Here is a 22683-nt window from a genome sequence, read left to right on the forward strand (position 1 = left end):
GGGGCTGTCCGATCGCGGCTCGCGCGGCAGGTATTTGGTTGAGTGACAGGGATCAGGTGGCCTGGGTGACCGGGCCACGCCATAGTGACAACAGCCCCGCACTTCAGTACGGAATCGTCCGGCAGCTCCTCGGAGTGCTTCTCGCCGGTACGGCATTTGCCGCTCAGCGTCTGGCTGACCGCTCCGGAGGGCCAGTCGCCCGCCGCATGCGCCAACGGCTGCTGCATGCCGGTCACCGGGCGGCTGGCCCGCCAGCTCATCACAACCTGCACCCGAGCCGACGACCTGGTCGTCGACGTTCACCCCGCCGATCACACATTGGTGGCCAACGCGGTGGTCCTCGGCCGCCGCGTCTCGACGGTGGTCGTCGACCCCGTGGTGGCGGGTGTCATCTGGACGCGGGCGACCTCTGGCCGTGATGAGGCCGACCGGCGCGGGGTGGAGGTGCGTATCGCCCGAGTCGAGGCCACCTATGTGGCGCTGGCCCATCGGCGTGGTGAAGCAGCTCTCGTCGTCGTCCGGCGGACCTGCGATGCGGAGCCGGACACGGCCTCGATCGACGGGTCCCCCGACGGGAGCCCGCTGGGCGAGCCCGCTGCTCTGCTCGCCCCCGGCGGGCATCTGGTGGTCGTCACCGGTCTGCACTTGACCCAGGGGCGCCCGCACGACCCTGTGCCCGGTCTCATCCGGGAGGCGCAGCGGGCTGGGCTGGTCTACCTGCAGCACATCGTCGCGGTACATGGCGCGGTCCGGCGACGCCAGATCGTCTTGTCCCTGCTCCCGACGCACATCGCCGCCAGGAACGCGCAGCCTGTCTCGTCGCATGTACTTGCGGCATTGCGGGCGCACGCGGATGTGCTGATCTTCAGCAAACCCCTCACATCGCCGGTCTCTGCCGGCGCCTGCCCGGGTGGAGAGGAGGAGCGGTGATGGGTGAGCCGGTCGGGTCGGTGTGGGTGACGGGGCAGCAGCCCTCGCGGACGCAGCGGCGGGGCCGCTACCTGCCGGAGTCGATGAAGCATCCGGGCAAGATGCTGCCCGCCATCGCCGCCCAGGCGATCGCCACCTACACCGCGCCGGGTGAGCTGGTGGTCGATCCGATGTGCGGGATCGGCACCACTTTGGTGGAGGCGATCCACCAGGGCCGGCACGCGGCCGGGATCGAGTACGAGGGGCAGTGGGCCAAGCTCGCCGCCGAGAACGTCGCGCACGCCCGCTGGAACGGTGCCCCCGGAACGGCCCAGGTCGTGATCGGCGACTCCCGGAATGCCTCCCGCCTGCTGCCTGGGTTGGCGGGGATGGCGGCGCTGATGCTCACCTCCCCGCCGTACGGGTCCTACACGCACGGGCACATCCGCTCCACCCGCGACACGGGCGAGCCGGGCATCCGCAAATGGAACCACCACTACTCCTGCGACCGGGCCAACCTCGCCCATCAGAGCCTGCCGGTCCTGCTGGAAGGTTTCGCTCAAATCCTGGCCGCCACCACGACCCTTCTCCGGCCGGGTGGCGTGGTCGCGATCACGGTGCGGCCGTACCGGGTGCGCGGCGAACTGGTCGACCTGCCCGGCGAGGTCCGCAACGTGGCCGAGCAGGCGGGGCTGGTCTTCACCGATCGGATCGTGTGCCTGTTGTGCGGGATCGACGAGGGCCGTGTGATCAACCGGGCGTCGTTCTTCCAGCTTCACGAGGCGCGCAAGGCATGGGAGCGCGGGGTGCCGATCCACGCGCTCGCACACGAGGACTTGCTGATCTTCCACAAACCACTCACCGACCCGGCCGAGACCGGGCGGCCTGACGATCGGGGGCACCGGTGAGAACGGGACCGGTTCGGCGGCGACGCGGGGCTTGTGACCAGCGGATATTGCTTGACACGCGCCGCAGAGGTGGGCGTCGATACCGGCGGCTACGGCCGACCGGTCGCCCCATGGCTCACGACGTCCGCGTACAGCGGCGTAGCGGCAGGGGGCGGCGGGTCGGCCGGGCCACGGCAACGACACGCCACACCGCTTCGGCGGCCTGCCCGCGCCCGTGCGGGGGCGGGCGATGACAGGGCGCACGCGGGCGGCCGACCTGGGGGACCTCCCGGCGGTGCTCGATGTGGTCACCGCGGGGCGGCTGCTGGGGTTCGGACGGACAAAGGCCTACCAGTTGGCCAAGAACGGCGAGTTCCCCTGCCGGGTGCTGCGCATCGGGCGCAGCTACCTGGTGCCGACGCGGGAGGTGTGGGCGTTGCTCGGCTACCACGACGGCACACGCCGTCCCGACACCGAGGAAGGGTGAACAACGGTGGCGAACGGCACCACCTACAAGACCTGCGGCTGCCGCGACGCGGCCACGGGCAAGCAACTCGGGAAGAAGTGCCCGAAGCTGCGCCGCTCCGGTGGCGGGGGCGAGCGGTGGAGCTCCACCCACGGCACGTGGGCCTACCAGCTCGAACTGCCCCCGCACGCCGACGGGCGACGGCGTAGCCCGCTGCGGCGTCAGGGGTTCACGACCCTGGAGGACGCTGAGGCCGAACTCGACCACGCCCGCGGCCTGCTGGCGCTGGATGAGGATCTGCACACGAGGCGGAAGATCTGCGAGCTGATGCTGTCGGTCCTGAAGGACACCCGGGCGCTGCCGTCGATCGAGGAGGTGAGACGCAAGGTCCGCACCCACCAGGATCTGGACAGGACGGTCACGGTCGCCGAGTGGATGGCCGAGTTCCTCAAGCGGAAGAAAAAGATCGACCCGACCACCCGGCGATCGTACGAGACGCACATCCGGCTCTACGTCATCCCCTACCTCGGGGACATTCGCCTGGACCGGCTGCGGGTCTCCGACATCAGTGGGATGTTCGACGCGATCGAGGAGTTCAACGACGTCATCACCAGCGCCTACGCGAGCGGGAACCCGGAGGAGCGGGCGAAGGTGAAGTACCGGCGGCCGGTCGGCCCCGCGACGATGCACCGCATCCGCGCCACCCTCCGCCATGCCCTGAACGTGGCGATCAAGCAGGATCGGCTGATCGACTTCAACCCCGCGGCCGTGGTTGAACTCCCTGCGGCCAGTCGGCCCAAGGGGCTGGTGTGGACTGAGGAGCGTGTCGCGCGCTGGCGGGCCGACCATGCCGCCAACCGCGCCGCAGAAGGCGAGCGCCGCGCCGGGCGCAGCGTGGATGTGATCCAGGTCTACCTCGGCACGGCCCGGCCCTCACCGGTCATGGTGTGGACACCGGAACAGACCTCGGCGTTCCTGGCCTACGCGCGCCGCCACCGCCTGTATGCGTTGTACCGGCTGATCGCATTGCGCGGGCTACGCCGGGGTGAGGCCGTCGGGCTGCGCTGGCCGGAGGTGAGCTTCACCTCCGGGACGATCGCGGTGAACTGGCAGATCACCCAGCTCGGCTGGACCCCGGTGCAAGGCAAACCGAAAACCGACGCCAGCGACCGCGTCATCGCCCTCGACGCCGAAACACTCACGATCCTGAAAGAGCATCGCCGGCGGCAGGCGAAAGAACGCCTCAGAGCAGGGGAGGACTGGACCGACAGCGGATTCGTCTTCACCGACGAGTACGGCAGGCCGCTGCACCCGCAGCACGTCACCGACCAGTTCTACTGGATGTGTTACGAGGCGGACCTGCCGCCGCTTCGGCTGCACGACCTCCGCCACGGCGCCGCCTCCCTGATGCTCGCCGCCGGCGTAGAGCTGAAAGTGGTCCAGGAGACCCTCGGCCACGTCTCCTCCACCTTCACCCGCGACACCTACACCAGCGTCTATCCCGAAGTCGCACGCGCGGCGGCCGAATCCACGGCCGCTCTGCTGACCACCCCCAGCCCGCCGCCGTTCCCGGCCGGGCCGAGCGGTCATCAGAGTGGCAAGAGAGAGACTTTTCCGTCCCGGCGAAAGACCCCTACAGGGTCCTGCGCGCAGTTGGTCATCGTGCCCGACGTCTAATCAGCTCTAGCTAGTAAGAGGTACGAAGCAGGCCCGCTGGAATTATCAGCGGGCCTGCTGTCTTATGGGGACGCTTAGCGGATTAGTAACCGCCATCCATATTGAGTGATTCATCGACTCGGCGAGGAGCGGTAGGGGCGGGCGGAGACAGAGGGTAATCATGAAGGTGCTCCAGCTCCCGTCGTCGGCTACGTACTCCTTCGAAGAGTGGTGGGACCTCTTCGGCCAGGTCGCCCTTGAATCTTAGATAGCGCAGATCAATGCGACTTCCGCTTCCGTCCCTGCTTACGAGGCGGACCCGCGTGCAATGATCCGCGTAGGCATCCGCCAGAGAGTGCTGATCGTGGACCAGGTCGATGTGAACATCCAGCCCGAAAGTTCGGTCAAGGATCAGGTCCAGCACTGCGTTTGGCGGCCGACTGTTTTGCCATTCGAATTGAATGTAGTATTCGCTATCGGTGGCGCCATGAAAGTTGAACCACATGTCGTGAGCGAGGAAGGGGCCGCAGAGCCCTGGCAACCTGCGCAAAAGATCGGATGCCAGCCGGCTGGCTTGGTAGTGCTCTCCGCCGATGGCGTAGCGGCCTGGCCAGGACGCGTTGATGAAGTAGAGCTCGGCAGGATGCCAAGCGTTCGGGTGGGAGTCCCATGGGAAAGTGAGATCGGAGTCGAAGTCATCTATGCCGATCTTGAGCGCCTTGTGCCAGAGGCTTTCGTTCTTCAGGGGGATTCTGACACGTGCCGTTTCGCCGGGGCGATACAGCACCACGTGTCCGCCCTCATAGGAGAATCGTAGTCCTGGAATGCCCTGGATCTCTACGTCGTCGCTAGCCGAAGCTGCTTTGGGGTGCAGCGTCGGGATGAGTCCTCGGATGAGGTCGGGCAGGTACTGTGCTGGGATTCCTATGGTGAGGTCCTCGGGTGAGGGGTCGACCCAGGCGATGCCGTAAGCCAGGACGAAGGGAGACCAGAAGACTGGATTCCACTCTCCGATGCGTTCTAGGATCAGAGCTTCGAGTGCGGCTTGTGCGGTGGAAGCAACGGGAATCGGGCGGCTCCCTTTCCCCTGATCCCGATGCAGGGATTTGATCGCATGCTGGTGCGCCTGGCCCGTGTAGAGAGCCCTCTTCCGCGCGTTCTCGTTCGTTCCCATGACAACTCCGATGGCACGCCGCCGGCTCAGCGTAGATCGAAGTGATGGTCGCACGTGTCTTGGTTAGCTGACGTGCTCGAGTGGAAGAGCCTAAGCCCCTGCAACCCTGCTGGCGATCTAACTGCCGGGACTGATCACCGGGAACGGCGCCCACAACGCCGGGAGTCTCTCTCCTGGCAGGAGTTTGCACTCGACGCGCGGGCGATGCAAGCGAAACCCGCCGGTCCGCTACGGCTAGTGCTCGTAACACCGCAAGGTCGTTGGTCCGATGAGGCTTCTAGTGCAGATTCTGCCGGTCTAGTGATCATCCGGACGCCGTTCTTGTGATCACGGCTGCCGTAACAACTCATCGACATCGAGGGGCTTCCCCCGCCCGCAGTCCACCCATATAGACCGATTCGAGAGGGCCGATGGTGGTCTGCGAAGCTGGGGCGCCCATCGAGATGATTGCGGCATATGCGGCTTGCGGCGCCCGGGGCGTTGCTCGAGGCTATCGCGAGAGGATCTGTAAATTATAACCGTCTGGATCTCGAAGGCGCATCCTTCTTGGTTTGTCATCGTTGTCGATGCTTAAAACTTCAGCTAGATCTGAGCCGAATGCCCGATGGGCAACAGCATCGAAATTCCGTACTTGAATAGTGATCAACACCTCCGTAGGTGCTGTGTGAGCTCGGCCATATTGGCTAAGCTGGGGGAATTTGGTGAGCGAAAGGCCATTGTGTAGCGCCACCGAATTCTCTGTAGCGCGTACTATTCTCAGCCCAAGGATGTCGCAGTAGAAGTGAGTCGCACGTGCGAGGCTGCTGACACCCAGATTAACTTCCAAGTCGTATGCCGGAAGCTCCTCCTTAGCGGCTAGCGAACCTGACGAGCGGGCATATGATAGATTATGTTCAGTCGCCGTAGTTTTGATGAACCTGTTGATGAACACGGTCTGGCCATCTTCAGCCATCAGTTGTACGTGCGTAAGCAGGCCGTTCTTAAGGTGATCGGTTCTGCGTTCTTGTGCTACGAGGAGGCGACCGTCAGGAAAGCGTTTCGGTGTAGGGCTAGCTTCTCCGAAAAGGGAATTTCGAAATCGCTCAACAAGTTTCAAATCGACTTCTCGTATGGTGTCCGAGGTCGAGAAAAGCGTCTGCTGACCGCTGTCTCGACGCGCGTTGCCGGCGAGCTGTTGTGCGAGGCTATATAGGTACTTGCTATCCTGCACGTCGTGCAGAAGCGGCCCTAGCCAGGCAGTGCCGTGAATTGCCCCAAGTAGAGATGCGCACATGGAGGCAAGCGTGTCCGTGTCAGCATTCGGAAGGAAGGCGCATCTTACTAATCCGCTGAGCGGCCGCGCTGCTGATCGTGTCGCCATATAGATTGCTGCAACGGCTGTGATGGTGCCAGCCCCATTACGAGTCTTATCGAACACCCCCATGGCCTCTAACGTCTTCTCGTCATTTGCGAGCGCGGCTCGCTCAAGAGAACGTTGAGCGGTGAGCAAAAGACCCTGCGCCTCGCGTACGACGCTCATCCAGCCCACTTCGGCCGGTTGCTCCATTATTCGCGTATATGTTTGCAGCCAATCGGGTGGCAGAGATTCATGCAGAAGTTTGCCTGTCTGCCAGCTGTGATCGTCTAGTAAAGCCTCGATCAGGCTGCCATATTCGAGCGTTCCTTCTTGTAAAAGCGCCTTCCGTATTGCCAGGCCATGTAGAACCGCGCCGACTAAAGCGCGAGGGTGCCCGTGAGTTGCCGCACTATCAAGAACTATTCTCTTAAGAAGAGTGTGTATCGGCATCTCGGGATCGGCTATCGCGTGCGGTGCGATACGCATCGCGGCGCCATTGCCGCCGGCATTAAAATAATCCACAACTGGGCTTTTGGCTCGCATACTTGTGCTGCTACCTTCTACCCAAGGGGCGCGGCCAGCAGCCCATGCGCGTGCCGCGGAAAGTATGGCTCTACCCGCTCCCCGATGGTAAAGAAGCCAAGTCGGAAGCTCGACCTTGGTCAGATAGGAAAACCAGTCGTCGTACAGGCAACTCCTCGCCACTGCAAGGATTAGCTGAGTGTCATCGCTGTAATCACCCGCATTGATTTCCTCTTGGTAGCGAGCGAACTGGGTGCCTGAATTACGTCTCCAAGCGCGAAATTGCGGACCAGCTGGAACGTTACGCGCCTTCTGCCCGCCAACTATGTTGCTGCGTATCTCCTGTGGCCAACCCAAGGCGTCGCCTACCGCAGCGCCAGACAGGATGCCGAACACCCGGTCAGTGCCTACGACGGGGGTGGAGGCCATCTCAGTTCTCTTTCGGTGTAGTGCTGGGTGTCCAGGGTGTCTCGATGATCGACCTGCCGTAACGTAAGTACTGTGACAAGCGGCCGCGATCAAAGAAGACTGGTGCGATGATCCAATTGAACCGCTCGGGCGACATCCTGCCTCTCTCAAGCGCTCCATAAAGCTCGCTTGCTACTGCCTCACTCCCGACGACAATACCGTGCAGGTACGACAAATCGATCGGCCCTGGCACCAGGGCCTCTGCCTGGAGGTCAGTTGCTGCTGCAGGGTGATGATTGGGCTGGCGCAGCCATCTGCCGACCTTGGATACCGGTGCGAAGCAGTCCAAGAGCGCTTGGCCTCCTGGCTGCAGGTAGATCCCTCTGCCAGTAGCGGAGTTGCAAGGTGAGAAGAGGGTGCCAGGACGTAGGAGCAATTGCACATCGAGCAATAAGCAAACCCAATTTGGATAGTTGACGTACTCGGCGTTCCTTCTCGCGTCCGCGAAGTAGTACCCGTTTGGGTACTGGAAGGTGCAACACACCTTGTTGGGGTGACCATCGAAGCGCTCTTGATCGGTCGGACTAAAAAACTCGGGAGCATTGTCCGCCAGGTCTTTGCTGCTTCGTATTTCGTTTACTGCGAGGATGTGCCAAAGATTCCTGGCGGGTGTGAAATGGGCGAGCCGTGACACCGGTAGCTGCCTGAGCGCTTCGGCTACCGTTAGGTTCATGGGGTCACCTTGGCGTAGAGTGCATCGTCGGTGGGCAGCAGGGGGGTCACGGTTCCGCTATAGGTGAGCAGCAGGTCAGTACGTGCCCGGGTGATGCTGACGTACAGGAGCCGACCCTCCCGGGTAGCCGCGTCATCCTCGCCGAGCGCAGTGACCGTGTCTGGGTGCGGCATATGGGTCACTCCACAGAACGGCATTAGGACGGCGTCAAACTCCAAGCCCTTAGCTGAATGATACGCGCCGCAGTAGATCCCCGGTGCGGCGTTCCAGCGGTTGAGGTCCGGGTGAAGTCGATGTACAGCGAGTCCTTGACAGACCCGGCGAGCGTCAGCCCAAGTGCGTGCAAGTACAGCGACGGTGCCGTTGCGTGCGTAGTCAACTGCCTGAGCACGGATGATCTCCATCTCCTGTGCCTCATCGCGGCACTGGACGAGCGTCGGCCGCGTTCCGGCAGCGCGAGGCTCGTGGGGCTCAACGAGATCTTCTGGGTCGCCCGCCATGTGCGGCATGCGGCTCATGGCGATAGCCAGCCGGGCGATCTCGGCGGTGTTTCGGTAGTTGTCGGCGAACCGTTCCACACGCTGGACGTTCAGGCCGCAGGACCGCCAGGACATGCCCTGGCCGTAGATCATTTGGTGGTAGTCGCCGAAGAAGGTTACGGACCCCTGAGAGTCGACCGCCTCCACAAGGGATCGGATGGCTTCAGGGGAAAGATCCTGTCCCTCGTCCATGACGATGTGCCGGTAACGACGAGGCCGCGTGTCCTGCGCGAGGGCGGAACGCACTGAACTGGCCAGGTCATACCAGTCGTAACGTCGACCAGCATCGGTGCGGAGACGTCGATAAACCGTCAGGATTCGCCATACGGCTTCCTTCTGTCCCTCGCTTAGGGCCCGGCGTCTGCCCCTACGCGGAATCTTCTGATAGTCAGCAAGCGACGCGATCCCCATGCCGGAGATCCACTCCAGCTCATCCAGGAAGAATCCCACGTCCCTTAGAAAGAATGAGCTCGGCTGGTAGTTCCTCGCCACTTCCTTAACCGCCTGCTCGACCCATGTCCTTCGATCAGCAGGCCCGGCGATCCCATTCCACGCCGGCATCTTTCCCAGGCTGTGTAGATAGCCGCGTGCAAATCGCCCATATGTCTCAATCGTAATATTTTGCGCAGACTCTGGCTGGAGGTACCGAAGGTACGTCACCAACGTGTTGTTGTAGGTGACGAGCAACACCCGACCGTGGTTGTCGGTAGTCGGCGCGGCTAGGTGCTCTGCTCGGAGGAGAGCCATTGTCGTCTTGCCCGTGCCCGCAGTTCCAAGGACCACTTGATGGCCGCGACCAGGGAGGAAGATCACCCAAGCTTGCCGCCCTTGGGGCATGGGCATATTCATGATCTTGCCCGAGTAAGGAGCCCGACGATGGCCGAGGCGGTAAGTGCCACCAGCCACCGGCATGTATCAAGGACCGCGTCAGTGCTTGATCCTTGAGTGCCTAGCAGGGTGATTGCCAGCATGGCGGAAAAGGCCAACGCGAAGATCACACATGCGGCCACCAGGACGGGGCGCACTAGATCGGGCCGGAGGGGCTCTTTGTTGCCCGATGCGGCTCCGCCATCCGTGGATGCGTCCGATTCCGAAAGAGGGCTTCGTCGGCCAGAGTGAGCGATCCTGAAAAGCGGCATGCTGCCGCACCTCCTAGTTGAGCATGGTGGGCGGAGGTTTCGGGCACTTCGGGAGAAGTGCACCCACCAAGTGGAGGTGATCTTAACGTACTACTCACAAGTAGGTCATGCGCTTACAAAATCGGGCACACTTGCGCAGAAGGTTGGTGGATGCCTGGGCGTAACTAGAGGGAAACTGCGGGAGCGCAATCGGGAAGCCAGCACCTTCCGACTCTCTCTCAGGCTTGTTGTCCGTCCCATCGAGGAGGCCGTTGATTCAGCAGGCTGCGGACGGCGATCTCTGGCCATCGGCATGCCCTCGCTTGATGCGGGGCGCCGAGGGGCCTTCGGTTGTGGTCTTCTGTCGGTCGTCTTTGGCGTCTGGCCTGACGAACGGCGTCTAAACGATCTACTGTGTGCCCGGTGCGTGCCCGCGAGCGAACAACGAGCAACCAAACGAGATCAACTACTCGCCGCGAGGCACACCTTGACCGAGAAATCCCAGGTCAGATGGGGTGTGGAGTGGTGGGGCGCCAGGGACTCGAACCCTGAACCGACGGATTAAAAGTCCGCAGCTCTGCCATTGAGCTAGCACCCCGTGGTCATGCTCCTCGGACCCGCCGCGTCGCGGTGTGATCCGCGGAACACTCCCCACAATGCAGGGTACAGAGAGTACCGCGTCTTCGGCGACGCCATTGTCCCTGATCGCCCCGCCGAAGCGAGCAGAGGCGTCAGCGGAAGGCGTCGAGACCCGTGAGCGCCTTGCCCAGCGTCAGCAGGTGCACTTCCTGGGTGCCCTCGTACGTGAGCACGGACTCCAGGTTGGTCATGTGCCTGATGACGGGGTACTCCAGCGTGACGCCGTTGGCCCCGAGCACCGTACGCGCCTGACGGGCGATGTCCAGCGCGGCCCGGACGTTGGCGAGCTTGCCGAAGCTGACCTGGGTGGGCTTCAGCTTCCCGGCGTCCTTGAGCCGGCCGAGGTGGAGGGCGGTGAGCCCGGCCTGGCCGAGTGCGACCGCCATCCAGGCCAGCTTCTCCTGCGTGAGCTGGAACCCGCCGATCGGCTTGCCGAACTGCACGCGGGTCGTCGCGTAGTCGACCGCCGCCTCCAGGCAGGCCCGTCCCGCGCCGACCACGCCCCACAGGATGCCGAATCGCGCCTCGGTGAGACACGACAGCGGGCCCTTCAGCCCTAGGACGCCCGGCAGGACCGCGGAGGCGGGCAGCCGTACGTCGTCGAAGTACAGGGAGGCGGTGACCGAGGCCCTCAGGGACAGCTTCCGGTGGATCTCAGGGGCGGAGAAGCCCGGGGTCGAGGTGGGGACGACGAACCCCCGGATGCCCTCGTCGGTCTGCGCCCACACGACCGCCACGTCGGCGATCGAGCCGTTGGTGATCCACATCTTGGCGCCGTTCAGGATCCAGTCGCCGGACGGGTCCTGCTTGGCGGTGGTGCGCATACCGGCGGGGTCGGACCCGTGGTCGGGCTCGGTCAGGCCGAAGCAGCCGATGGCCTCCCCCGAGGCCAGCCGGGGCAGCCACTCCTCCTTCTGCTCGTCCGAGCCGTACTTCCAGATCGGGAACATCGCCAGCGACCCCTGGACGGACACGAACGACCGCAACCCCGAGTCGCCCGCCTCGAGCTCCCGGCAGGCCACGCCGTACGAGACGGCGTCGAGCCCGGCGCAGCCGTACCCCTCCAGGTGCATGCCGAGCAGGCCGAGCGAGCCCAGGGCCGGGGCGAGCTCACGGGCGGGGAACGTGCCCTGCTCGAACCACTCGCCGACGTGGGGCAGGACCTTGTCGGAGACGAGTTCCCTGACGGAGTCCCTGATCAGCCGGTGCTCGGGGTCGAGCTGGTCGTCGAGTTCGAGGAGGTCGTCCATGTCCGTCAGGGTATCCGGGCCCCCTCGGGGTAGGGCCAGGGGGAATCCCGATGTGCGCCCACCCCCCTGCAAGGCACTGTGGAGGTATGAACGAGATGAACACCAACGGTTCGGTCAAGCAGCTCCACCGCACTCGGAACGGCAGGATCGTCGCCGGCGTGTGCTCGGGCGTCTCCGAGTACACCGGAATCGACGCCAACATCCTGCGCCTCGGGCTCGCCGTCGCGAGCTTCTTCGGTGGCCTCGGCGTCGGCATCTACGCCGTCGCCTGGCTCCTCCTCCCCGAGGAGGGCAAGAACACCTCCATCGTCCAGGACCTCATCAACAAGAACAAGGACGGCCACGTCTGGCAGGACGCCAAGGCCAAGTGGGACAACGTCCAGCAGGGCTGGAACCAGGGCGGCCGCCCCACCGGCACCCCCTACCCCCCGCAGGCCCCGCAGGCCCCCGGCTACGAGCAGCACCCGTACGGCCGGTCCTCCACCGGCGACTCCCAGAACCAGGGTCCGCAGGCCTGACTCAGGTAGCGGCGGCCCGGACCTTGGCGATGATCTCCCTACGCGACTCGGTCCAGAGCATGGTGAGCACGGCCGCGGCGCACAGCCCGGCCACGCCCGCCAGCGTCACCACCGGCTCTGGGCCGAGCCTCTGGGCGGCGGCGCCCCCGACGAGGATGCCGGCGCCCTGCGCGGCCAGCAGCCCCGACTGCACCAGCCCGAACGCCGCGGCCCGCCCCGACGCCGGGACGCATTGGACGAAGGCCGCGTTCGCCGCGAGCTGGTAGGCCCCGCCGACTCCGGACAGCACCCACAGGGCGAGCACGCCCTCCAGCGGCGGCCGGATCACGCACAGCACGAGCGGCGCGCAGGTCAGCATGGCCAGCCAGCCCATGCCCCGCAGCCGCCCCGACGGCGTGACGAACCGCCCGAAGAAGAACGCGCCGATGACCGTGCCCGTCGGCATCGCCGCCATCAGCAGGCCCGTGATCACCGGGACGGGCAGCCTCCCGTCGGCGAGCGCCGCGGCGTACGGCGCCGCGATGCCCTCGGGGATCACGTAGAACCCGCACAGCCAGGCGAACAGCACGAGCGTGCGCAGCCGCCGTTCGCCGAACACCAGACGCGCGCCGGACCGCGTCATCCGCCACATGGACGGACGGCCGTCCTCTCGCACCGGCGCCGGGCGGTGCCGCACTCCCGCGACGATGACCAGGGCGGAGCCGAGGAACGTCGCGCAGTCCAGCGCCAGCGCCCGGTACGGCCCGAGCACGGCGATCGCCGCGCCCCCGGCGGCGAACCCCAGCATCTGCACCGCCTGGTTGGTCACGTTCTGCAGGGCCGACCCCACGACGTACCGGTCGCCGTCGAGCACCTCGGGCAGCAGCGCCGCGCGGGCGGCCGAGAACGGCGCCCCGAGCAGGACCACGCAGAAGACCAGCGCGCACAGCACCGGGAACGGCGTCGCGGGCAGGGCCATCGCGGCGAGCATCAGGGCGCGCAGCACGTCGCACCAGAGCATGACCCGCCTGCGCGGGTACCGGTCGGCGAGCCCGGCCAGCAGGGGGCCGCCGAGGATGGGCGGCAGGTAGGTCAGCGCGTAGACGGCGGCCGTGGCCAGCGGTGACGCGGTCCGGCTGTAGACGAGCACAGCGAGCGCCACCTGGGCGAGCTGGTCGCCGAGCAGCGACATGCCCTGCCCGAGCCACAGGGCCCGGAACTCGGGGATCGCGGCGACCTCCCGGTAGGTGGTCCGCACCTCGGGAGGTCGACGATGGCGGCCGGACAGCCTGCCGGGCTTGGGGGCCGCCATCTCACTCCGCAGTGGTCGCTCCGCCGGCCGTGTCCGCCGATGTCCGTCGCGGCGACTGGGTATGACAGCCCGTGGTCAACATGTCACTTACAGTGCCCGTCGGATGCGACTTTTGCAAGCCGCTGACGATCCGCTTTCGCGGGACGCGAACGCGAGCCGGCGCCTGACGGGCGGGAAGGGCCCTACCAGCCGAGTTCGTGCAGCCGCTCGTCGTCGATGCCGAAGTGGTGGGCGATCTCGTGGACGACGGTGATGCGGACCTCCTCGACCACGTGGTCCTCGGTCTCGCAGATCTCCAGCGTCGGGTTCCGGTAGATCTCGATCCGGTCCGGGAGCACCCCCGAGTACCAGTCACCCCGCTCGGTCAGCGGAATGCCGGTGTAGAGCCCGAGCAGGCCGGGCTCGGGCGGGTCGTCCACCACGACGACCACGACGTTGTCCATGACCCTGGCCAGATCCGGCGGGATCGTGTCCAGCGCCTCGGCGACGAGCTCCTCGAACCTCTTCAGCGGGACGTCGATCACGTGCTCATCGTGTCATCGCGAGGTGGCGGTGCGGTAGCGCCGTACGGCGAGTGGCCCGAACACCGCGATGATCAGCAGCGACCAGCACAGCGAGGCCGTCACCGGATGCCGGAGAGGCCAGGAGGCGGCGGCCGAGCCGGGGTTGCCGAACAGCTCGCGGGCGGCCGAGACGACCGCGCTCATCGGGTTCCAGTCCGCGATGGCCCGCAGCCATCCGGGCAGCCCCTCCAGCGGCACGAACGCGTTGGCCAGGAACGTCATCGGGAACAGCCAGCCGAACGTCGCGGCGTCCGCCTGCGCACCGCTCTTCACGAACAGCCCGATGTACGTGCCCAGCCAGATCATCGCGTACCCGAACAGGGCGAGCAGCGCGAAACCGGCGAGCGTCTCCAGAGGCGTGCCGTGCGGACGCCAGCCCGCGATCAGCAGGCCGCAGACGGCCATCATCGCGAGTGACAGCCAGTCCTTGGACAGGTCCGCGAGACTCCGCCCGGCCAGCAGGGCACCGCGCGCGATGGGCTGGGCGCGGAACCGGTCGATGATGCCGCGCGCCATGTCCTCGGCGACCGACGTGGCGGCGGCGACCGCGGACAGCGCCATGACCTGCATGAAGACTCCGGGCATCAGGTAGTTCCGGTAGTCGCCCCCGCCGGGCAGCGAGATCGCGCTGCCGAAGACGTACCCGAACAGGACGGTCATGATGACCGGCGCGACCAGCTCGGCGGCGAGCTGGCCGGGCTGGGCGCGCAGTTGCGAGTAGCTGCGTCCCGCGATGACGAACGTGTCGCTCAGAGCCCAGCGCAGTCGTTCCGCCTTCGTCCTGGGAGGTGCCACGGTGATCACGCCGCCTCCTTCTCTCTTGCGGGCGCGTCCGTGAGCGCCAGGAACACCTCGTCCAGCGTGGGCCGGCGCAGCCCCAGGTCCTCCACGCCGACTCCGGCGGCGTCGAGGGCCGCGGCGACCCTGACCAGGGATGCGGCGCCGTCCGAGACGGGCGCGACGAGCCGGCGCCCGGCGTGGTCGATCTCGGGCTCGCCGGGCAGCACGCGGCGGACCGCCTCGACGCCCGGCGCCACGTCACCGGCCTCCCGGAAGACGACGCTCACCCGGTCGCCGCCCACCTTCGCCTTCAGCGCGGACGGCGACCCTGACGCGACCACCCGTCCGGCGTCCATGACGGCGATCCGGTCGGCCAGGTGGTCGGCCTCGTCGAGGTACTGCGTGGTGAGCAGCAGCGTGGTCCCCTCGGCGACGAGCTCGCGCAGCACGTCCCACAGCGCGAGGCGGCTGCGAGGGTCGAGGCCGGTGGTCGGCTCGTCCATGAACAGCACCGGCGGCGCGACGATCAGGCTGGCGGCCAGGTCGAGCCTGCGGCGCATGCCGCCCGAGTACGTCCGCACCGGGCGCCCGGCCGCCTCCGTCAGGCCGAACCGCTCCAGCAGCTCCTCGGCCCTGCGCCGGGCCGTACGGCGGGGCAGGTGGTAGAGCCGGCCGAACAGCTCCAGGTTGCGGCGTCCGGTCAGCAGCTCGTCCACGGCCGCGTGCTGACCGGCGAGGCCGATGCGGTAGCGGAGCCGTTCGGCGTCCCGGACCACGTCGCACCCGGCCACCCGGGCCGAGCCGCCGTCGGGGCGCACCAGTGTGGTGAGGACGCGCACCATCGTCGTCTTGCCCGCGCCGTTGGGTCCGAGCAGGCCGCACACCGAGCCGCCCGGCACGTCGAGATCGACGCCCCGCAGCGCCTCGGTCGTGCCGAACCGCTTGCGCACTCCCTCCGCATGGATCACGACATCTCCTTAACGCAGTTAAATTTAACAGTGTTAAGGATGTATTGAACGCCGTTAAGCTGTCAACCGTGGCACTCGAACGCGACACGATCGTCAGGACCGCGATCCGGCTCCTCGACGAGGTGGGGCTGGAGAAGCTGACCCTGCGCAGGCTCGCGACCGAGCTGAGTGTGCAGGCCCCCGCTCTCTACTGGCACTTCAGGAACAAGCAGGAGCTCCTGGACGAGATGGCCGAGGCGATCTCCGTACAGGAGGCTCCGGCGCTGCGGCCGCTCGCCGAGGGGGAGTCGTGGGAGGAGTGGCTCGCGGAGTGGTTGCGGGGCCAGCGCCGCGTGTTCAAGTCGCACCGCGACACCGCGCGGCTCACCGCCGGCACACACCCCGGCACGGCCACGCTGCGGACCGTCGAGACCATCCTGGAGTCGCTGCTGCGGGTCGGATTCACCCGTACGGACGCGATGTGGGGCCTGGGCACGCTCGCGAGCTTCCTCGGCGGGTTCGTGCTGGAGGAGCAGGCCGACCAGGAGCGGGGATCGATCGACCCCGCTCTGTTCGACGAGGCGCTGGAGAGCCTCGCGCCGTACCCGAACGTGCGCGCCGTCATGGCCGAGACCGGCGGCCCGCAGACGGACGCGTCCTTCGAGCACGGATTGGCGCTGATTCTGTCCGGTATGCGGGCCCGCCTCGAGGTCCAGCCGGACGGCCGGTAACCGCAACACCGTGATCCGGTAACCAAAAAGGCCGCGTCTTCGGGTAGTCAGGAAGGGATGAAGAATTCGCGGTTGCGGGCGCTCGCCCGGAGGACGGTCGGCAGCCGGTTCGCCCGTGTGCTCGTTCGTGTGCTCGCGGTCGTGCTGGCGGCGGTGGTCGGCGGCTGGCTCGGTATGGCCTTCGGCGCCAAGGTGGACACTCCGGTCGGCCCCGCGGACATCGGCATGTCCCTGACCCCGTCCTGGAGCGGGGAGACCGTCATCGACGTACGGCCCCTCGGCGCGCTCAGCTTCGACAGCCACAGCGGCCCGCTGCGGCTCGACCTGACGATCGAGGCGGTGCACCCGGAGGTCGCGGAGGAGATCCTCAAGAACCCCCGGTGGGCCGACCGGCTCCCGACGACGATCGAGGCCGACGTCATCTCAGGGCTGCGGAGCCTTGCCGTGCGGGCGGTGCTGTTCGCCGTCGCCGCCGGGTTCCTCACCGGCCTGGTCGCCTTCCGCCGGCTGTCGCGGGCGGTCTGGACCGCGGCCGGTTCACTGGCGATGGTCGTCGTCCTCGGCGGCGTCGCCGCGCTGACGTTCAACCCTCGCTCGATCGCCGAGCCCCGGTACACCGGGCTGCTCACGGGCGTGCCGTCCCTGGTCGGCAGCGCCCAGTCGATCGTGACCAAGTTCACCGAGTACCGCGGCCAGCTCGCCAAGCTGGTGACCAACGTGTCCCAGTTGTACGAGGCGGGGTCGAACCTGCCGATCTTCGACCCCGACCCGGACACCATCCGTGTGCTGCACGTCTCCGACCTGCACATCAACCCGCTGGGCTGGAACGTGATCAAGTCGCTGAAGGAGCAGTTCAAGGTCGACCTGATCATCGACACCGGTGACATCGCCGACCACGGGACCAAGGCCGAGAACGAGTACGTCAAGGAGATCGACTCGCTCGGCGTTCCGTACGTCTACGTGCGCGGCAACCACGACTCCATGGCGACCCAGCGGGCGGTGGCGAAGCAGAAGAACGCGATCGTGCTGGACGGCGCCGCCGCCACGGTCGAGGGGCTCAGTGTCTACGGCATCGGCGACCCGAGGTTCACCCCCGACAAGTCCGTCCAGGCGGCGGGTGACGAGAGCAAGAGCCTCCTCGACCTCGGCCGGGCCAACGCGGGCAAGCTGGCGCCGCGTGACTGGCCCCGGTCCGCCTCCACCTCGGCCCCGGACAAGATCGCCGCCGACATCGTGGCCGTCCACGACCCGACCGTGGGCAGGGGCCTGTCCGGGTACGTGCCGCTCGTGCTCAGCGGGCACGTCCACGCGCGGTCCACCGAGCTGATGCCCTCGGGCACCCGGTTGATGATCCAGGGGTCGACCGGAGGCGCCGGCCTGCGCGGCCTGGAACACGACGAGCCGACCCCGCTGACCGCCTCGGTGCTCTACTTCGGCAAGAGCAGCCACCGCCTGGAGGCCTGGGACGACATCACCGTCGGAGGCCTCGGCGAGCAGTGGATCCAGTGCGAGCGTCATATCGAGCCGGACCCTGGCCGTACAATTTTTCCCGAGTCGCCGCAGGCGCCGTCGCCGACGGCAACCGGCAGCGGCTCGCCGTCGCCGGTCGCTTTGGCATCAGGGGCAAACGTCCCCTATGCTTCAGAGGTCTCCGACGGAAGGCGTCACGGAACAGGGCGAAAGCCTTGAGCCCCCATCGTCTAGCGGCCTAGGACACCGCCCTTTCAAGGCGGCGGCACGGGTTCGAATCCCGTTGGGGGCACGTGGAGCGCGTCGAGCGCACCGGATGACGGAAGGTCGAAGACCTCCCGGAAGCTGGTAAGCTAGGCGAGCCGAACAACACGGGGAAAGCGAAAGCTCCCCCGGACATAAAGGTCCTGTAGAGCAGTTTGGAGTGCTCGCCACCCTGTCAAGGTGGAGGTCGCGGGTTCAAGTCCCGTCAGGACCGCGTACGGCGGCAGTAGCCGAGGTCAGGTAGCTCAGTTGGTACGAGCGTCCGCCTGAAAAGCGGAAGGTCGGCAGTTCGACCCTGCCCCTGACCACACTCTCTGAACAGCCCAAACGCCCCGAGCCGATTATGGCCGGGGCGTTCTTGTTGGAGCGTTGACGACAACGCTGACGACAACGTCTCTCGTGGCGGTTCGTGATCGTTCCGAAGACCTCGCGCGCCCTCGCCCTTCTCCCGCTATAAAGGATCTATGGGAGCTGGGAAGAAGCGTCGTCGCCGGAGGCGGCAGAAGCTTGTCCGCTCCCTCAAGGGCGTCCTGCCTCCCGCTGGCGCTACTGCTGCGGCCGGAGCGGCCGGGTATGGAGATCATCCGACCTCTCTTCAGTTGGCCTTCTTGGGACTCGCTACTGTCTTGACGGGATGGGTTGCGTGGCGATCCTTTAGCCCCGATGCGAATTCACCGCCGGGCCCTGATTCGCCGTCAAAGCGTGGTGATGCCCTAAAAAGAACAGCTAAACAGGTTGCGTCAGCCTGCCCTAATTTTGGGATGTATTTTGGTTTGGAATTGGCTTATTGAATAACATGGTGCGAGTCGAGACCAGTAACGCGTCACAAAGGAAAGCGCCCCCGGGATCCCTGGGGCGCTTTCTTTATTTTAGGGATTCTCCTAGCTTCCCCAGAGCTTTTCTCTTTTCTTCCATGGAGGTGTGGGCGTAGATCGTCATTGTTACCTCGATGTCGGAGTGTCCGACGATCTCCCGGACGATGTGAGGCGGTACTCCGAGGTCGAGCAGGAGACTGACGCAGGTGTGGCGGAGGTCGTGGAGGCGAGCGGTGCCGAGGCCGGCCTCCTTGCGGATCTCGCCCCAGCTACGGCGAAGGTTGTCGGGCTCCATTGGCGTTCCGCGCCGAGATGGGAAGACGAGACCGTGATCCTCCCAGTCCGGCCAGCGGTCGGAGCGCTCGGCGAACTGCCGCTTGCGGTGCTCCCTCAGCGCCTCGATGCAGATGGGCGGAAGAGGGACTGTACGCTCCGAGTCCTCCGTCTTGGGCTTGACGAACTGGAGTCGGCCGCCGACCCGCTGGAGAGTCTGCACGACTTCGAGCGTGCCTGTCTCCAGGTCGACGTCTTCCCAGCGAAGCCCGAGCAGTTCGCCGCGCCGCAGGCCGAGGCAAACCGCGAGGACGTAGAGCGCGCCGAGACGGTGACCCTGGGCAGCCTTCAGCAGTGCCCTCGCCTGCGGAACGGTAAGGCCGCGGTTCACTTTGTACTTGGGCGGTGACACCTTCACGAGCTTCGCCGCGTTGCGCGAAATTATTTCTTCCCGGACCGCGTTCTCCAGGGCGTTCCGCAGGACAGCGTGAATAAACTGGACCATGCGAGTCTCGATCTTGTATTCGCAGCACTCGCCGCCCTTCTTGGCGCAGCACTCCGGCGGCTTCCGAAGTTTGTCCCAACCGCGCTGGCAGCACTGGCAGCCGGTACGGAGCGACGTGACGAACTGACGCACCTCCGCCGCGTTGAGCTTGTCGAGACGCTTCCGGCCGAGGGGCGGCACGAGGTACCGCCGGATGACTCCCTCGTACCCCTGCACCGTCTTGGGGCGGCGCTCGACCCTCACGACGTGCTCCAGCCAGTAGGCCAGGTAGTCGCCAACGGTCCAACTCTCTGCAGCAACGGGGATGCCCTGGTCGGCCTGAGACTTGAGGGCTACGAACTTGGCGTGGCACTCCTCGCGAGTCTTGCCGTACACGCTGACGCGCTTGATCGTGCCCGCCGTGGTCGGGACGAAGACCTTGGCCTCGTATCGCCCATCCTTACGCTGGACGATTGTTCCCTCGCCGTTGGAGCGCTTCCGCGTCTTGCGCGGCTTACGGCTCTTCGGCTCCTCGTCGGGGGCGCCGAGCTTGGTCTTGGTCATCACGCCACCGCCTTCAGGTAGTCGACGCATTCGGCCAGTGAGTCGACGGGGACGAGGCGACGGCGGCCGATCTTGATGGTCTTGAGCTGGTTGGAGCGGATCAGGGTGTAGAGGGTCCACCGGCTGACGCGGAGCCGCTCCGCGGCCTCGTCGACGGTGAGCACGAGGTCATCCATCCGAGTTCTCCGTACGCGGGTAGACAGGAGGCAGAGGCGTGCCAGTGATGGCGGCGGCGAGGACGGCGTCACCAGCGGAGAGTCCCTGTCCGGCGTACTGCCAGTGCGCGATGACGAGGACGGTGTCCTCGTCGAAGAGCGGGAGTCGTCCGGTGCTGATCTGCTCGTCGCGCCTGTGCTCGGCCCGCGCGGCGCGGAGAGCGCCGAGGGTGGTGGAATAGCGGCGGGACTTGGTGGAGAAGTGGCCGCGGAATCCGAGCATGTGCGCCCAGTGGGTCAGCCGGAGGTCGGCCAGTTCGTCGAAGGTCCCGAGACGGAGGCATTCGGCGATGAGCCGCCGGGCGTGCTCGCGGATCGGCAGGGCGGCGAGGTTTTCGAGGGGTTGGATGCGCCGGTCCAGGGTGCCGACGCATTCGGCCGCTTTGGTGGCGTACTTGGCGATGTAGCCGGCAACCGCCTGTTCGGTCAGCTCACCGTGCAGGGTGATCGGCCGGGTGTCGAGCTGGGCACCCCACCGGAGGATTCGCGAGGGTTGGCCGTCGTACGCGGGGACCTTGGCCGTGACCACGGTGGCGGCGTGCTGGACGGCGTGGGTCAGCATGTCGACGGTCGCCCAGGCCGGGGGCGGGGAGGCGGGACCGTCCGGGCCATCGAGGCGGATCACGGCGTGCAGGTGGACCACGCCGCGCCGCTGGTATTCGGCGACCTTGGCGAAGGAGACGACGAGCTGGGCGGCGAGGTCCTTTTGCGTGAGCCCGGCGAGCTTGGCCAGGTGCCGGCGAAGCGCCAGGGTGAAGCGGCGCCACAGTTCAGGGGCGGTGGCGTTGAACAGTACCGAGCCGGTGTAGTCGTAGCAGTCGGGGCACAGCGGCTCGCCAAGGCTTGCTTCGTCGTCCCCGTGTCGGGCGGTGCAGGACATGATCCGCCCATGCGGGCAGGTCTCGGCGTCGCGCCGAGGGTGGCAGGGCAGGACGCGGCCGTCCTTCTCCCGCCGGGAGTGAACCTCACCGAACGAGGGCGCGGTCAGGGTGACGAACAGGCACGGGTGGGAGGCGACCGTCTGTGGGACGCCCTTGCCGCCGACGAGGCCCGCGCGGACGAGGTGGTAGGTGTCGGCGCGGTAGGTCTCGGCGCAGGAGGGGCAGCGGGAGGCGCGGCGGGTCTTGCACGGGACGCGCAGGAGGCCGTCTGGTTCGAGGTGGGTGCTGTAGCGGTGGAGGAGTCGGCCGGTGGCGCGGTCGTAGTGCTCGACCTTGCCGCTCAGGTGGATTGGCTGGCGGCAGCCGCCGGTCCGGCGGATTTGGCTCGCCCAGCGGGCGTATTGGGGGTCGTGGAGCCGGGTGATGAGTCCGGCGATGGCGTGCTTGGTTGGCATGATGGGGTGCGTCCCTTCCGGGCTGATGGGTTCGGTGTGGGATGGCCCCCGACGTGACGGACGTCTTGGCGGATGTGTGGTCACGCCGGGGGCGCCGAGGGTCAGCAGAAGCCGAGGCCCTCGCAGTGGCGGCAGGTCTCGCCGTAGCTGTCGACGCCGCCCCCGCCGCAGTGGCAGCACTGCCAGCGCTTCGGGATGATCTCTACGGCCGGGGCGTCCTCGTCCGGGGTGGTCACGCGATCCACCTCGTTTCGGTGCGCTTGGGCGCGGTGTTGATGAACACGCGCCAGGTGTAGGCCCGGCGGCGACGCCGGACGACCGGCGAGACGGAGCCGACCGGGAGAATGGTGCGGATCTTGTTGACCGCGTAGGCGATCTCGGCATCGGTGCCGTCGATTCGAATGCGCATGATCGAATACCCCCTTGCGTTAGGCGGCGTGGGCCGGGTTGACGGTGGTGTCGGGGAGGATGCAGTCCTCATAGGAGGTGACCGCCTCGTGCCGGGCGCGCGCGGCGGCGAGGACGGCGAGCGCCTCGTAGCGGACCGGGCCGAAGTCCAGACCGGTCCTGTAGTGGCTGTAGGGCAGGCGACCCGGATCGATCTCCGCGCCGAGCAGCCCCGCGATGCGGTCGATCTCGGCGCGCATCCCAGCGTCGTCCGCCCGGTCCGGGAAGTACGTGATGCTGATGGAGCTACGCGGGACGGGGACGGCGGGGTTGGCCTCCAGGAAGTCGGCCAGGGCGCGGAGGCCGGCGATGGTGGCCGTGCGGTGGTTGCCGGTAGACACGAGGTCT

The 22683-nt window shown here is 66.5% G+C and carries 22 protein-coding genes and 4 tRNA genes; 10 read left to right on the forward strand and 16 right to left on the reverse strand.

Annotated elements, in window-relative coordinates:
• Window positions 1-225 precede the first annotated feature (225 nt).
• From HHX30_RS10620 to HHX30_RS10635, 4 genes are all read left to right on the forward strand, one after another.
• Window positions 226-930: a hypothetical protein gene (locus tag HHX30_RS10620; RefSeq protein WP_169981715.1), complete on the forward strand. Its 705-nt coding sequence runs from the start codon at window positions 226-228 to the stop codon at window positions 928-930.
• Complete coding sequence (locus HHX30_RS10625) at window positions 930-1817, forward strand: TRM11 family methyltransferase (RefSeq protein ID WP_169981716.1); 888 nt, start codon at window positions 930-932, stop codon at window positions 1815-1817. The genes HHX30_RS10620 and HHX30_RS10625 overlap by 1 nt, the downstream gene beginning before the upstream one ends.
• 229 nt (window positions 1818-2046) lie before the next feature.
• Window positions 2047-2283: a helix-turn-helix domain-containing protein gene (locus tag HHX30_RS10630; protein WP_169981717.1), complete on the forward strand. Its 237-nt coding sequence runs from the start codon at window positions 2047-2049 to the stop codon at window positions 2281-2283.
• A gap of 6 nt (window positions 2284-2289) precedes the next feature.
• The gene (locus HHX30_RS10635) at window positions 2290-3939 is read left to right on the forward strand and encodes a site-specific integrase (protein ID WP_169981718.1); all 1650 of its coding nucleotides are present in this window, start codon (window positions 2290-2292) and stop codon (window positions 3937-3939) included.
• A gap of 82 nt (window positions 3940-4021) precedes the next feature.
• Here HHX30_RS10635 and HHX30_RS10640 read toward each other — a convergent pair whose 3' ends face one another.
• The 6 genes from HHX30_RS10640 to HHX30_RS10665 form a co-directional block, all read right to left on the reverse strand.
• Window positions 4022-5092, reverse strand: coding sequence for a hypothetical protein (locus HHX30_RS10640; protein ID WP_169981719.1), 1071 nt, complete (start codon window positions 5090-5092; stop codon window positions 4022-4024).
• 490 nt (window positions 5093-5582) lie between these two features.
• Entirely contained in the window at window positions 5583-7379 is a 1797-nt protein-coding gene (locus HHX30_RS10645) for an ADP-ribosylglycohydrolase family protein (protein ID WP_169981720.1), read from the reverse strand.
• 1 nt (window position 7380) lies between these two features.
• Complete coding sequence (locus tag HHX30_RS10650) at window positions 7381-8091, reverse strand: DarT ssDNA thymidine ADP-ribosyltransferase family protein (RefSeq protein WP_169981721.1); 711 nt, start codon at window positions 8089-8091, stop codon at window positions 7381-7383.
• Window positions 8088-9479 carry a 3'-5' exonuclease gene (locus tag HHX30_RS10655; RefSeq protein WP_169981871.1) on the reverse strand — a complete coding sequence of 464 codons (1392 nt, stop codon included), beginning with the start codon at window positions 9477-9479 and terminating at the stop codon, window positions 8088-8090. The genes HHX30_RS10650 and HHX30_RS10655 overlap by 4 nt, the downstream gene beginning before the upstream one ends.
• 792 nt (window positions 9480-10271) lie before the next feature.
• A tRNA-Lys gene (locus HHX30_RS10660) sits at window positions 10272-10346 on the reverse strand.
• Window positions 10347-10479: 133 nt separating this feature from the next.
• Window positions 10480-11637 (reverse strand): acyl-CoA dehydrogenase family protein, encoded by a 1158-nt coding sequence (locus HHX30_RS10665; protein ID WP_169981722.1) that lies wholly within the window; start codon window positions 11635-11637, stop codon window positions 10480-10482.
• A gap of 86 nt (window positions 11638-11723) precedes the next feature.
• On the opposite strand from HHX30_RS10665, the gene HHX30_RS10670 reads away from it, so the two are divergent.
• On the forward strand, window positions 11724-12155 hold the full coding sequence (locus tag HHX30_RS10670) for a PspC domain-containing protein (RefSeq protein WP_169981723.1): 432 nt from the start codon (window positions 11724-11726) through the stop codon (window positions 12153-12155).
• A 1-nt stretch (window position 12156) separates the two neighbouring features.
• Here the strand turns inward: HHX30_RS10670 and HHX30_RS10675 are convergent, their stop codons facing one another.
• The 4 genes from HHX30_RS10675 to HHX30_RS10690 form a co-directional block, all read right to left on the reverse strand.
• Window positions 12157-13446, reverse strand: a complete 1290-nt coding sequence (locus HHX30_RS10675; RefSeq protein WP_169981724.1) for an MFS transporter — start codon at window positions 13444-13446, stop codon at window positions 12157-12159.
• A 182-nt stretch (window positions 13447-13628) separates the two neighbouring features.
• A complete protein-coding gene (locus HHX30_RS10680; RefSeq protein ID WP_169981725.1) occupies window positions 13629-13970 on the reverse strand; it encodes a metallopeptidase family protein in 342 nt (113 codons plus the stop codon).
• Between the two features lie 12 nt (window positions 13971-13982).
• Window positions 13983-14813, reverse strand: coding sequence for an ABC transporter permease (locus HHX30_RS10685; RefSeq protein ID WP_311922297.1), 831 nt, complete (start codon window positions 14811-14813; stop codon window positions 13983-13985).
• Window positions 14810-15757: an ATP-binding cassette domain-containing protein gene (locus HHX30_RS10690; protein WP_169981726.1), complete on the reverse strand. Its 948-nt coding sequence runs from the start codon at window positions 15755-15757 to the stop codon at window positions 14810-14812. Before HHX30_RS10690 ends, HHX30_RS10685 begins: the two co-directional genes overlap by 4 nt.
• Before the next feature lie 68 nt (window positions 15758-15825).
• Here HHX30_RS10690 and HHX30_RS10695 point away from each other — a divergent pair, with 68 nt between their 5' ends.
• The 5 genes from HHX30_RS10695 (at window position 15826) to HHX30_RS10715 (ending at window position 18509) form a co-directional block, all read left to right on the forward strand.
• A complete protein-coding gene (locus tag HHX30_RS10695) occupies window positions 15826-16467 on the forward strand; it encodes a TetR/AcrR family transcriptional regulator C-terminal domain-containing protein (RefSeq protein ID WP_169981727.1) in 642 nt (213 codons plus the stop codon).
• 57 nt (window positions 16468-16524) lie between these two features.
• Window positions 16525-18156 (forward strand): metallophosphoesterase, encoded by a 1632-nt coding sequence (locus tag HHX30_RS10700; protein WP_169981728.1) that lies wholly within the window; start codon window positions 16525-16527, stop codon window positions 18154-18156.
• Window positions 18157-18229: transfer RNA gene (locus tag HHX30_RS10705), tRNA-Glu, on the forward strand.
• A 111-nt stretch (window positions 18230-18340) separates the two neighbouring features.
• Window positions 18341-18415, forward strand: a tRNA-Asp gene (locus tag HHX30_RS10710).
• Between the two features lie 20 nt (window positions 18416-18435).
• A tRNA-Phe gene (locus HHX30_RS10715) sits at window positions 18436-18509 on the forward strand.
• 556 nt (window positions 18510-19065) lie between these two features.
• Here the strand turns inward: HHX30_RS10715 and HHX30_RS10720 are convergent.
• The 6 genes from HHX30_RS10720 to HHX30_RS10740 form a co-directional block, all read right to left on the reverse strand.
• Complete coding sequence (locus HHX30_RS10720) at window positions 19066-20337, reverse strand: tyrosine-type recombinase/integrase (protein WP_169981729.1); 1272 nt, start codon at window positions 20335-20337, stop codon at window positions 19066-19068.
• Complete coding sequence (locus HHX30_RS10725; protein ID WP_139577440.1) at window positions 20337-20513, reverse strand: helix-turn-helix domain-containing protein; 177 nt, start codon at window positions 20511-20513, stop codon at window positions 20337-20339. Before HHX30_RS10725 ends, HHX30_RS10720 begins: the two co-directional genes overlap by 1 nt.
• Window positions 20506-21888, reverse strand: a complete 1383-nt coding sequence (locus HHX30_RS10730; protein WP_169981730.1) for a replication initiator — start codon at window positions 21886-21888, stop codon at window positions 20506-20508. Before HHX30_RS10730 ends, HHX30_RS10725 begins: the two co-directional genes overlap by 8 nt.
• 101 nt (window positions 21889-21989) lie before the next feature.
• Window positions 21990-22124, reverse strand: coding sequence for a hypothetical protein (locus tag HHX30_RS42600; protein WP_283246733.1), 135 nt, complete (start codon window positions 22122-22124; stop codon window positions 21990-21992).
• On the reverse strand, window positions 22121-22297 hold the full coding sequence (locus HHX30_RS10735; protein ID WP_169981731.1) for a hypothetical protein: 177 nt from the start codon (window positions 22295-22297) through the stop codon (window positions 22121-22123). Before HHX30_RS10735 ends, HHX30_RS42600 begins: the two co-directional genes overlap by 4 nt.
• A gap of 19 nt (window positions 22298-22316) precedes the next feature.
• Window positions 22317-22676 (reverse strand): hypothetical protein, encoded by a 360-nt coding sequence (locus HHX30_RS10740; RefSeq protein WP_169981732.1) that lies wholly within the window; start codon window positions 22674-22676, stop codon window positions 22317-22319.
• Window positions 22677-22683 lie beyond the last annotated feature (7 nt).

This window comes from Microbispora sp. H10836 (assembly GCF_012999525.1).
Taxonomy (GTDB): Bacteria; Actinomycetota; Actinomycetes; order Streptosporangiales; family Streptosporangiaceae; genus Microbispora.